General features: G+C 70.7%; 9 protein-coding genes. 2 read left to right on the top strand and 7 right to left on the bottom strand.

Going from position 1 to position 10162, the window contains the following annotated elements:
- Together ABT367_RS17405 and ABT367_RS17400 are read right to left on the bottom strand one after the other, a co-directional pair.
- Window positions 1–824 (bottom strand): FAD binding domain-containing protein (locus tag ABT367_RS17405; RefSeq protein ID WP_352253951.1); only part of this gene is annotated, 824 nt, incomplete at its 3' end.
- On the bottom strand, window positions 821–1438 hold the full coding sequence (locus ABT367_RS17400) for a 2Fe-2S iron-sulfur cluster-binding protein (protein ID WP_352253950.1): 618 nt from the start codon (window positions 1436–1438) through the stop codon (window positions 821–823). The genes ABT367_RS17400 and ABT367_RS17405, both read right to left, overlap by 4 nt.
- 210 nt (window positions 1439–1648) lie before the next feature.
- Here ABT367_RS17400 and ABT367_RS17395 point away from each other — a divergent pair, with 210 nt between their 5' ends.
- Window positions 1649–2233 carry a TetR/AcrR family transcriptional regulator gene (locus tag ABT367_RS17395; RefSeq protein ID WP_352253949.1) on the top strand — a complete coding sequence of 195 codons (585 nt, stop codon included), beginning with the start codon at window positions 1649–1651 and terminating at the stop codon, window positions 2231–2233.
- Window positions 2234–2312: 79 nt separating this feature from the next.
- Here ABT367_RS17395 and ABT367_RS17390 read toward each other — a convergent pair whose 3' ends face one another.
- The 5 genes from ABT367_RS17390 to ABT367_RS17370 all read right to left on the bottom strand — a co-directional run bounded on the left by ABT367_RS17390 (window position 2313) and on the right by ABT367_RS17370 (window position 9409).
- Window positions 2313–3050, bottom strand: a complete 738-nt coding sequence (locus tag ABT367_RS17390) for a class I SAM-dependent methyltransferase (RefSeq protein ID WP_352253948.1) — start codon at window positions 3048–3050, stop codon at window positions 2313–2315.
- Window positions 3051–3249: 199 nt separating this feature from the next.
- Window positions 3250–5685, bottom strand: coding sequence for an ATP-binding SpoIIE family protein phosphatase (locus tag ABT367_RS17385; RefSeq protein WP_352253956.1), 2436 nt, complete (start codon window positions 5683–5685; stop codon window positions 3250–3252).
- A gap of 182 nt (window positions 5686–5867) precedes the next feature.
- On the bottom strand, window positions 5868–8219 hold the full coding sequence (locus ABT367_RS17380) for an MFS transporter (protein WP_434975481.1): 2352 nt from the start codon (window positions 8217–8219) through the stop codon (window positions 5868–5870).
- 194 nt (window positions 8220–8413) lie between these two features.
- Complete coding sequence (locus ABT367_RS17375; protein WP_352253947.1) at window positions 8414–8866, bottom strand: SRPBCC family protein; 453 nt, start codon at window positions 8864–8866, stop codon at window positions 8414–8416.
- Window positions 8867–8965: 99 nt separating this feature from the next.
- Complete coding sequence (locus tag ABT367_RS17370; protein WP_352253946.1) at window positions 8966–9409, bottom strand: hypothetical protein; 444 nt, start codon at window positions 9407–9409, stop codon at window positions 8966–8968.
- 169 nt (window positions 9410–9578) lie between these two features.
- Here ABT367_RS17370 and ABT367_RS17365 point away from each other — a divergent pair, with 169 nt between their 5' ends.
- Window positions 9579–10142, top strand: a complete 564-nt coding sequence (locus ABT367_RS17365; RefSeq protein ID WP_352253945.1) for a dihydrofolate reductase family protein — start codon at window positions 9579–9581, stop codon at window positions 10140–10142.
- Window positions 10143–10162 lie beyond the last annotated feature (20 nt).

Raw genomic sequence — 10162 nt, 5'->3', positions numbered from 1 at the left:
CCCTCGGCGGACCGCGCCGCCCTGGGGCGGGCCCCCACGGCGCCGTACGCCAGCCTGACCTCCCGTACCACCCCGTCCCGCACCTCAAGGGCCGCCGCGACCGAACCGATCGCGAAGGCGTACGAGGCGCGCTCACGCACCTTGCGGTAGCGCGAGCGCGCCGGCGCGGGCGGCAGGGTCACCGCGGTGATCAGTGCGCCGGGCGGCAGCGCGGTCTCGCGGTGCGGGGTGTCGCCGACCGGAAGATAGAAGTCGGACAGCGTCAACTCCCCCGCGCCTTCAGCCGTTTGATACGAGACCACCGCGTCGTACGCGGCCAGGGCGACGCCCATGTCCGAGGGATGTACGGCCACGCAGTGGCCGGAGGCGCCGAGGACGGCGGCGTTGCGGTGCTCGCCCTCGATGGCCGGGCAGCCGCTGCCGGGCTCGCGTTTGTTGCAGGGTCGGGTGATGTCCGTGAAGTAGCCGCACCGGGTGCGCTGCAGCAGATTGCCGCCGACGGTCGCCATGTTCCGCAGCTGCCCGGATGCCCCCGCGAGAACCGCCTGGGTCAACGCCGGGTAGCGGCGGCGGACTTCGGGGTGCGCGGCGAGATCGCTGTTGGTCACCGTGGCGCCGATCCGCAGACCGCCCTCCTCGGTGAGGTCGATCCCGTCGAGCGGCAGCTCACGGATGTCGATCAGCCGCTCGGGGCTTTCGACACCGGCCTTCATCAGGTCGACGAGATTGGTGCCGCCGCCGAGGAAACGGGCCCCCGGATCGGCGTCGAGCAGGGCCACGGCGCCCGCGACATCGGCGGCACGGCGGTAGGCGAACTCCTTCATGCCGCGCTCCCCTCGTCCGGTCCGGTGTGCGGATGCCGTGCGCCGGCCGCGTATCCGACGGCCTGCACGATCGACGTATACGCGCCGCAGCGGCAGAGGTTCCCGCTCATCCGCTCCCGGATCTCCTCCGGGGTCAGCGGCTGCGGTGCGGCTTCGGGGCGGACGTCGTCGCTCACGGCGCTCGGCCAGCCGGCCGCGTGCTCCTCGATCACGGCGATGGCCGAACAGATCTGCCCGGGGGTGCAGTAGCCGCACTGGAATCCGTCGAATTCGAGGAACGCCTGTTGTACGGGGTGGAGTTCACCCTCGGCACCCACTCCGGCGCCCTGCCCGGATCCCTGCCCGGCGACGCCTTCGATCGTGGTGATCTCGCGCCCTTCGGCCGCGACGGCGAGCTGCAGACAGGCCAGCGAGCGGCGCCCGTCGACCAGGAGCGTGCAGGCTCCGCACTGCCCGTGGTCACAGCCCTTCTTGGTGCCGGTCAGATCGAGATGCTCGCGCAGGGCGTCGAGCAGAGTGGTGCGGTGGTCGACGGTCAGCGCGTGCTTCTCGCCGTTGACATGGAGGAGGATGGCGCCGGCCGTCCGGGAGGCGGTCGGGTCGGACGTGATCATGAGCTGGCCCTCTTTCGCGTGACCGCGGTGGGGGTGCAGACCGGGTCCGCCATGACCGGCGGTGTCCAACGGCTGCGGATCTCGGTACCCTGGAGTCAAACGGACAGCTGTCCGTTAACCGAGAACGTACCGGACAGCTGTCCGCTTCGCAAGGGAACACGGCGACGACCGCCCGCACAGGGGGACGTGGCAGGAGGAATGAGGCAGCCCATGGGCGAGCAGCGACCGGACGAGACGCAGAAGCCGACGGCACTGCGCTCGGACGCACAGCGCAACCGTGAGCGGATCCTCGAGGTCGCGCTGGCCGAGATGACGCGCGACCCGGAGATCCCGCTGAGCGCGATCGCCCGCAAGGCCGGCGTCGGGCAGGGCACCTTCTACCGGAACTTCCCCAGCCGCGACGACCTGGTCCTCGAGGTCTTCCGGCACGAGATGGCGCAGGTGGCCGAGAGCGCGGCCCAGCTCCTGGAGACCCTGCCGCCGGACGAGGCGCTGCGTGCGTGGATGGACCGCCTCGCCGAGCACGCGCTGGCGAAGGCGGGCCTGATGGAGGCGCTGCGCCACGCCATGAGCGCGACCGGCGCGCAGAAGCCGTCGCCGGCCGACCTGATGGCCGCGGTGAGCAGGCTGCTCACCGCGGGCCAGGAGGCCGGCACATTGCGCACCGGCGTGACGGCGGAGGACTTCTTCTATCTGATCGCGGGGCTGTTCAGCATCCCGGCCGACGAGCAGTGGAAGGAGCGGTCCACGCGGATGCTCGATCTGGTGATGGACGGTCTGCGCGTCAGGAGCTGACCGGGGCCCTGAGCAGGCACAAGCTCAGCCGGCCACACCCTCTAAACCCCTGGACAGGCACAAGACCGCCGGCCAGACCCTAGGGCCGTCCCACCACCAGCCACTTGGACGGCAGCTCGATCCGCGACCCGTCCGCTGTGAAGTCCGTGGTGATCAGCGGCATCTCGCCGCTCGCGAGGACATCGAGACCGGCCGCGGCGAACAGCTCCAGGACGGCCGCGTCCGAGACCTCCGCCGGCGCGATGCCGTGCTGGAACACCGGGAGCAGTTTGGGCGGCGGGCCCGTGGGGCCCTGGGCGAGGCCCATCAGGATCGGGCCGGCCTGTTCGGAGAGTTCCACGACGAAGGCACGGCCACGGGCGCCGACCAGGGCCGCGATCGAGTCCGCGAGCGGGCGGCGGTCTTCGGGTTCGCACTGGTGCAGCACGCCGCGCATATACACGTTGACGTCACCGAGTTCGTCGCGCAGCGCCTCGACGGCCGCCTTGTCCACGGCGTCCAGCTGCCGGTACTCGGCCCGTCCGGAGGTGTCGGGCGCGGCCTGGTCGGCATGTTCGGCGTGCTCGATCGCCGCCTGCGAGAGGTCCACACCGACCACGCGCGGGAAGCGGTCGGCGAGGAAGCGGGTCTGGGTGCCGTTGCCGCAGCCCAGGTCCACCAGCGGCAGGCCGAGAGCCGCCAAGTGCGGTTCGGCCAGGGCGAGATGGAGGCCCGCGGTCAGGGCCGGCTCCGCATCCCAGAAGACGGCGCCCTGTTCTTCCGGCGCTTCGCGCCAGAACCCCTCCCACGCCTTTTTGTACCGACTCGTCACGCTCATGACCGACTCTCCCCAGGTTGTCGCATGTAGAGATCGGTCTACCTCCGGCAGTGGCATGCGGACAAGCCACCGGCGCATACCTTCACCGATCGTTCGAGCCGCGCACGCCGCTTGAGCGCCTTCGCGCGCCCCCTGCTCTCGAATACCTTCTCGCCCCCGGCGAGTGCCTTCACGCACCCGGCCCCACGTGCAGCGGGCCTCAGCGCCGGCGCCCGGGCAGCCCCAGCTCGAACCACACGGACTTGCCGGCCGCGGTCCGGCTCGCTCCCCACTCGCGCGCCAGGCGCTCCACCACACTCAGGCCGCGTCCCGCTTCATCCGCGGGCCCGGCGCTGCACAGCGTGGGCAGGGTGTGGTCGTCGTCCTCGACCTCGCAGAGCAGGACGTCGGTCCGTACGAGCCGCAGCTCGACATGCCGGCCGTGGGCGTGCCGTACGGCATTGGTGACCAGCTCGCTGACCAGCAACTCGGCGTTCTCCGTGACCGCTTGCAGATCCCAGGCCGCCAGCCGCTCGCGCACCAGGCGCCGGGCGCGGCCCACCTCGCGTGGATCCAGGGCGAGTTGCCACTGCGCCACGTCCTGCCGCGTCACTCCGTTCAGCCGGGCCATCAGGAGCGCCACGTCGTCCTTTCGGCCACCCCGGGTGTTCAGCGCGCGGATGATCGTGTCGCAGGCGTCGTCCATCGAGGCGGCGGGGTGCGCGGCGGATTCACAGAGGGTCGCAAGCCCGACGCCGATGTCCTCACCGCGCATCTCGACCAGACCGTCGGTGCACATGACCAGGCGGTCGCCGGGCTCCACCGGCACCCGTACGGTCTCGAAGGGCACTCCCCCGACGCCGATCGGCGCACCGGTCGGCAGGTCGAGCAGTTCGCTGCGGCCGTCCTCGGCGCGGACCACGACGGGCGGAATATGCCCGGCGTTGGCGATCTGCAGCTCGCCGGCGATCGGGTCGTACACGGCGTACAGGCAGGTGGCGAGGTAGTTCTCGCCGAGCCGCTGGGCGAGGTCGTCAAGATTGCGCAGCAGCTGCGCGGGCGGCAGGTCGAGCGCCGCCATCGTCTGCACGGCGGTCCTCAACTGGCCCATCATCGCGGCCGAGTTGAGCCCGTGCCCCATCACATCGCCGACGACGAGCGCGGTGCGCGAGCCCGGCAGCTTCACCGAGTCGAACCAGTCACCGCCGACCCGCCCGAGCAGCGTGCCCGGCAGATAGCGGGTGGCGATGTCGCAGCCGGCCATCCGCGGGGCGATATGCGGCAGCATCGAGTCCTGGAGGGTCTCGGCCACGCTTTCCTGGTACGTGTACATCCGCGCGTTGTCGAGCACGAGCCCGGCACGGGCGGCCAGTTCGGCACCGGTGACCCGGTCCATGTCGTTGAAGACCGGCCGCTCGGGGTGGCGCAGCAGGATCATGAAGCCGAGCACCACGTTGCGGGCCTTCAGCGGGACGACCAGCATCGAGCGGTTGTTGATCAGCGGACGGATGTCCCGCTTCTCGAACTGCGCCGCGATCTTGGTGCCCATCTCCTCGCTGATCCGCGGCACCAGGACCGGCTGCCCTGTGGTCATGCACTGGAAGAACGGGGTGTGCGCGGGGAACGGCATGGACTCGCCGACCGGCACCACATCGTCCCAGCGCCCCGGCTCGTCGGTGTGCTCGAGCGCCACCCGGTGCCACATCGTGGTGGCGTCCGGCGGGCCGTCGGGGAATCCCTCACCCGCGACGACCTGCTCGCGCAGATACGTCCCGGCGACATCCGTGAACCGCGGCACGACGGCCCGGCTCACCTCGACGATCGTCTTCGACAGGTCGAGGGAGGTGCCGATGCGCCCGGAGACCTCGTTGAGGAACTCCAAGTGCTCGCGCACGGCCGCGTATTCGAGGTCCTCCGGCTCGTCCGGCATCTGGCGCGGCTGCGGGGCCGCGCCCTGCTGTGCGGCGCGCCGGCGCGCACGGCGCTCGGCACGGCGCGGCACACCCCAGTCGGGTGTGACGGGGACGCGGTCGCTCTGGCTGAACTCCAGGACGGGATAGCCGAGTTCCAGCACCTGCGAGACGATCCGCGAGCTCTCGCCGACGCTCATGCTGGGCAGGATCTCGGGAAGTCTCCGGGCCAGCTCGTCCGCACCGTCGAACTCTGTGTGCAGCGCGAATCCGGGAGCGATCCGCTCCACGGCGCCCGCTTCCTCGCCGTTCTCGTCGGCGTTGATACCGGCCACGTCCGCCGCGAGCACGAGCAGCCGCTCGGGCCCTGGACCGACGAGCGGATAGGCCCACCACAGGACGTCGATGCGCTCGGGACCGGGGTCGCCGAGGCGGGCGCGGCCCGCTGCCGTGTAGGAGGTGCGCCCGCCGAGGGAGGCCTCCAGATCGGGGCCGAAGTCGCGATACGCGTCGTAGTCCTCGTACGCCCCACGAGCGCGCGGCTCGTCCGGGAGCGCCCCGGAGACGGGCAGCAGATCGACGGCGGGGCGGCCCACCGCTTCCTCGCGGGCATGGCCGAAGAGCCGGCGTGCGCCGGTGCTCCAGTGCGAGACGAGACCCGCGCCGTCCACCACGACCACGGCGAGGGGGATCCGGCCGGTGACGGTCTGCTGCACGTCCGGCTCCGGTCCGCTGCCGTGCTCCATGGGCTCGCCGCGTCCCCGCAGGGGATCCCTGGACCGTTCCATCGTCTGGGCTCCCCTCCTCCCGAAGGCGCCCGCGGGCGCACCGAAGCTATGTGCCGACATCAACCACGGTACGGCGGCGGCGCCTTGCCATGTGCGGCAACGGGGAAATAGGGGCGCACACGCGCCCCCGTATCCAACTGTCAGTCCTCGTGCCCCAGTTGGAGATCCCGTTCGGTCCGCCCGCCGCCCGCGACCTGCAGCACCGTGGCCACCGGCGGATAGCCCGCGGCGATCACCGTGTACTCGCCTGAGGACAGGTCGACGAAACGGAAGGTGCCGTCGGGGCCCGTGGTGAGCGTGTCGACCACATTTCCCGCCGCGTCGAGCAGCGTCACACGGGCGTCCTCGACGGGCCGTCCGCCGCTCGCCCGTACGGTGCCGCGCAGCACCGCGCCGCCGGCCAGCTCGATGTCCTGCCGGGTCTCGCGCGAGGCCCGCACGCTGACCGGCAGCGCGGCCGGGCGGAAGGCGGGCGCGCTGGCGGCGAGGGTGTACTCCCCCGCCACCAACTCGTTGATCACATAGCCGCCTTCACGTCCGCTGCGGGTGCTGGCCACGACGTCACCGCGCACATCGGTAAGCGTCACGGCGGCATCCCGTACGGGCGTGCCCTCGGCGGTCATGACGACTCCGGCGAGCCGTCCGGCGCCGCCGAGCACCACGTCCAGCTCGACGGGCCGCTCGCCGACCGTCACGGACACGGCCTGCGGCTGGTGGCCGCCGGCGGCCGCGATCAGGACGTACGCGCCGGGGCCCGGCGTGGACAGCGCATAGCGCCCGTCCTCGCCGCTGCCACCGCGGCCGATCTGCTGGCCTTGCACGTCGATCAGGGTGAGGGCGGCGCGCGGGACGGTGCTGCCGTCGGAGTGCTGCACCGTTCCGCAGACGGGGACCCCGGCCGCGTACGCCGTACGGGCCTGCGGGATCTGGGTGGCGGGCTCGGCGGCGGGGGTGTTGTGGGACACCAGCGGTTTCTCCTTCAGGAACAGGGCGAGGACGAAGCCGAGCAGCAGCACCGGCACGAGGTAGAGGAAGATCCGCGGCATCGCGTCCGCGTACGCCTGGATGTAGCCGTCCCTCAGGGCGGGTTCCATGGCGTGGACGAGCTGCGGGGTGATCGATTCGGCGTCCGGCAGGTCGACTCCGGCCGGAAGCCGGTCGGCGAGCGCGTCGGTGAGGCGGCTGGCGAAGAGCGTGCCGAAGACCGCGGCGCCGACGCTGCCGCCGATCTGCCGGAAGTAGTTGTTGGCGCTGGTGGCGGTGCCGAGGTCGGAGGGCGGCACCGCGTTCTGCACGGCGAGGATGAGCACCGGCATGATCAGGCCGATGCCGACGCCGAGTACGGCCATCCAGATGCTGTACTCGAGCTGCGAGGTGTCGGTGTCCAGGAGCGAGAGCAGCCACATGCCGACGGCCGATGCGAGGCCCCCGACGATCGGATAGACCTTGTAGTGGCCGGTCTTGCTGATCAGCTGCCCGGAGACGATCGAGGCGATCACGATGCCGCCCATCATCGGCAGCATCAACAGGCCCGACTCGGTGGCGGTCGCACCGTCGACCATCTGCAGGAAGGTCGGCAGATAGCTGGCCGCGCCGAAGAGCCCGACACCGATCACCGCCCCGACGAGGCTGGTGAGGTTGAACGTCGCGTCCCGGAACAGGTGCAGCGGGATGAGGGGTTCGGCCGCGTACTTCTCCGCGACGAGGAACAGGATCGTCGAGACCACGGCGCCCGCGGCGAGTCCGAGAATGACGCGGTCGCCCCACTCGTACTCCGTACCGCCCCAACTGGTCAGCAGCACAAGGCAGGTGGAGGCGGCCGCGAGCAGCACCGAGCCGAGCACGTCGAGGCGCGGCCTGACCTTGGGCTTCGGCAGCTTCAGTACGACGGCGACTACCGCGAGGGTGATCAGGCCGAAGGGCACGTTGAAGTAGAAGCACCACCGCCAGGAGGCGTGGTCGGTGAAGAAGCCGCCGAGCAGCGGGCCCGCGACGGAGGCGAGACCGAAGGCCGCGCCGATCAGGCCCATGTAGCGGCCGCGTTCCCGCGGCGGGACGATATCGGCGATGATCGCCTGCACACCGATGAACAGGCCGCCGGCGCCGATCCCCTGGATGGCACGGAAGGCGATCAGCTCGTTCATGGAGCGCGACCAGCCGGCGAGCGCCGAGCCGATCACGAAGACGACGATCGCGAACTGGAAGACGCCCTTGCGCCCCCAGAGGTCGCCGAGCTTTCCGTAGATCGGCAGACCGATGGTCGAGGTCAGCAGATACGCGGTGATCGCCCACGGCATCCGGTCGAGACCCTGCAGATCACCGACGATCTTCGGCAGGGCGGTCGCGACGATCATCTGCTCGAGCGCGGCGAGCAGCAGGGCCAGCATCAGTCCGACGAAAACCAACCGGACCTGGCGCGGGCTGAGGTCGACGGACTGCTCGGCCGGCGGTCCGGGCAGTTGCGGGGGCGCCTCGGCCGGCGCCTCTTTCACCAATGTGGTCCCGCTGGTCCCGCCCACAGAGCCGCTCCCCTCGTCGCGCTTATCGCTCAATTACCGCCAATACGCGACAACTGCGATAAGCGCGACGAGTTACGGCAGAAAACCCTCCACCGATGAGAACCACTCGAAACGGTGACCGGGGCAACTACCCTTTCGAGTGGGTCACTTCGCGCGGCTGGACCGCCTCACGCGGCAGGCTTCTCCATCTCGGCGGCCAGCTTGGCGAGTACGGCGTCGTAGATCCGGCCGAGGCCCTTGGGCGCGAAGGTCTTCTCGAAGAAGCCGCCGATACCGCCGGCGCCGTTCCACACGGTCTGCACCACGACCCGCGCCTTGCCCTCGCCGGCCGGGGTGACGGTCCAGGTGGTCACCATCGAGGAGTTGCGGTCCTTCTCGACCAGCTGTCCGTCGGTGGGCTCGTCGACCTCGAGCAGGCAGTCGCGGATGCGCTTGCTGGTGGCCTGCAGCTTCCAGTGCACGAGGGTGCCCTTGCCGTCGCCGCCCTCACGCACCTCGTACTCGCTGAAGTGCTCGGGCAGCAGCTTCTGGCGCGTGCCGCTGTAGTCCGCGATGGCATCGAAGACATCGTCCGGCTCCGCCGCGATGATCCGCTCGGTCACGGCTTCGACCTGGGCCATGGTCTTTCCTCCACTGCTGCGTTACGGGGCTCCGCCGGACGATTCGTCCGGCGGAGCCCATTGTGTCGCGCCGCATGCGGGGGCCGGTACGCGGGTGGGTCAGGCCTTGACATAAACGGCGCGACTGTACCCGTCGAGCTTCTGCACCAGGTACGGGCCCGCGATCTCGAAGGCGGCCGGCAGCTCGGAGACGCCCTGGCCGCCGACGACCGCGTACGTGAGCAGTACTTCACCCTTCTCGACGCGGTACGTCCCGTCGATGTGCACGATCCCGGACCAGACGCACTGCACCTTGGGCGGGCAGGGTGCCACCAGGTCCTGCATCGCGAAACTGCCGTCGCGTTCGAACGTGATCCGGCGCTCGTACGCGCGCCCGGCGCCGCCCCGCGGCGAGATCCAGGTGCCGGCCACCTTGCGAGGCGCCTGGGTGTGCTGCCCGGTTCCGGGGCCGGGCCCGGCCGCGAACGCCGTCGTACCACCGAGGGCCGGGACGAGCAGCGCCACGGCCAGTACGTATCCCCACAAGCGAGTTGATCGAGTCATGCGGCCAGCGTGTGACCGGCTCGGGCGCCCGGCAAAACACATTCGGCCGACTGGCGCCACACCTCGCCCGGTTCCCGTGATCGACTGGCTCTCGGTGCGGCCCGACCGATGAATTTCGCGCTCCGCGCCGGTCTGCAGGCCGAAGACCGACCCCCGGAAGGATGAGGCCATGCGGAAACTGACCTTCGCCATGAACGTGACCCTGGACGGCTACGTCGCCGCGCCCGGCGACGACCTCGGCTGGAGCGTGCCGAGCGACGAGCTGTTCCAGTGGTGGTCCGACCGGGTGGGCGCGACGGACCTGGCGCTGTACGGGCGCAGGGTATGGGAGGGGATGAGCTCCCACTGGCCGACCGCCGACAAGCAGCCGGACGCCACACCTGCGGCGATCGAGTACGCCGCCCGCTGGCGGGACATGCCGAAGGTGGTGTTCTCCTCCACCATCACCGCGGTCGACTGGAACACCCGTCTGGTCACCGGCGACGCGGTCACCGAGATCACCAGGCTCAAGGCGGAGGACGGCGGCCCCATGGACATCGTCGGCGCCACACTCGCCGCGTCGGCCATGCGGGCCGGGCTGATCGACGAGTACGTGCTCGTCACCCATCCGGTCCTGGTGGGCGGCGGCACCCCGTTCTTCACAGCCCTGGACAGCTGGGTGAACCTGAGCCTGGTGGAGACCCGGCCGTTTCCCGACGGCCTGCTGCTGACCAGGTACGAGACCAGGCGCTGAGCACCCGACGGAAACTCCGG

Source organism: Streptomyces mesophilus (assembly GCF_040300965.1).
Lineage (GTDB): Bacteria > Actinomycetota > Actinomycetes > Streptomycetales > Streptomycetaceae > Streptomyces > Streptomyces mesophilus_A.
This window is presented reverse-complemented; position numbering and strand designations above follow the sequence as displayed.

Coding starts and splice junctions, on each gene's coding strand:
- ABT367_RS17370 (WP_352253946.1), bottom strand. CDS start 9,409: ATGACTCGATCAACTCGCTTGTGGGGATACGTACTGGCCGTGGCGCTG.
- ABT367_RS17390 (WP_352253948.1), bottom strand. CDS start 3,050: ATGAGCGTGACGAGTCGGTACAAAAAGGCGTGGGAGGGGTTCTGGCGC.
- ABT367_RS17385 (WP_352253956.1), bottom strand. CDS start 5,685: ATGGAGCACGGCAGCGGACCGGAGCCGGACGTGCAGCAGACCGTCACC.
- ABT367_RS17400 (WP_352253950.1), bottom strand. CDS start 1,438: ATGATCACGTCCGACCCGACCGCCTCCCGGACGGCCGGCGCCATCCTC.
- ABT367_RS17375 (WP_352253947.1), bottom strand. CDS start 8,866: ATGGCCCAGGTCGAAGCCGTGACCGAGCGGATCATCGCGGCGGAGCCG.
- ABT367_RS17395 (WP_352253949.1), top strand. CDS start 1,649: ATGGGCGAGCAGCGACCGGACGAGACGCAGAAGCCGACGGCACTGCGC.
- ABT367_RS17365 (WP_352253945.1), top strand. CDS start 9,579: ATGCGGAAACTGACCTTCGCCATGAACGTGACCCTGGACGGCTACGTC.